This is a genomic window from Oleiphilus sp. HI0067 (genome assembly GCF_001635735.1).
The window spans coordinates 1-661 of sequence record NZ_LWFI01001717.1 but is presented as its reverse complement, the minus strand read 5'-3'; the positions used below and the strand labels follow the sequence as shown (position 1 = coordinate 661).

1 protein-coding gene is annotated in these 661 nt (G+C 46.0%); it reads right to left on the bottom strand.

All coding sequences use genetic code 11. From position 1 onward, the window contains the following. Positions 1–661 (bottom strand): hypothetical protein (locus tag A3739_RS30555; RefSeq protein ID WP_197472635.1); only part of this gene is annotated, 661 nt, incomplete at both ends.

The following is a 661-nucleotide window of genomic DNA, read 5'->3' as shown; positions in this document are numbered from 1 at the left end:
TTTAAGTCAACGCTTGGAAGGTTATTGAGGATGTAGATGAAGTCGCGGAGCTCATTAATTCGCGGCAAATGCCAATCACCGAGGTTATTAACTGTCGTGCCGCCACATGTGGAATTTGCTCCTGACCACGCCTTTTGATTTATGGGGGTTACGTCGTACCACATGCGCTGGTCGTTGATGTCATGCAGATACACGTTTTCGTCAACGACTGCCGATGCATCCGTCAAACCAACGACTTTGTCATAAATGATATTGACCTGATATTGATAGTAGCGACTCGAACCATCCACCAGCACATTATCGATATTAACGGTGTAAATCGTGTCGCAGGCGTAGTTGAAATACCAAGTGATTTGTTTCGCGGAACTGTTTACGAATACGTTATCTCCGCGCAGTGTTCCGTTATCCGTTTTGTAGCTATCTGAGGCGACCTTATCGATGAGGGTTTGAGCAACGTTGTTTGGATCTTTAAGGGTGACGGTGGCAGATGAATAATCGACCGTAGTGGCATTCACTGGTCGAAAGCTCCATACGGTCTTTGCGCCACTCAATAAAAACGAGGGATAGCCTTGATAAGGCATGGCGACAAAATCGATATTGCTGCTATCTGCTTGGCCACTCAAGCCTGTAAAGCCGAATACTTTAAGTGCTGTATATTGCG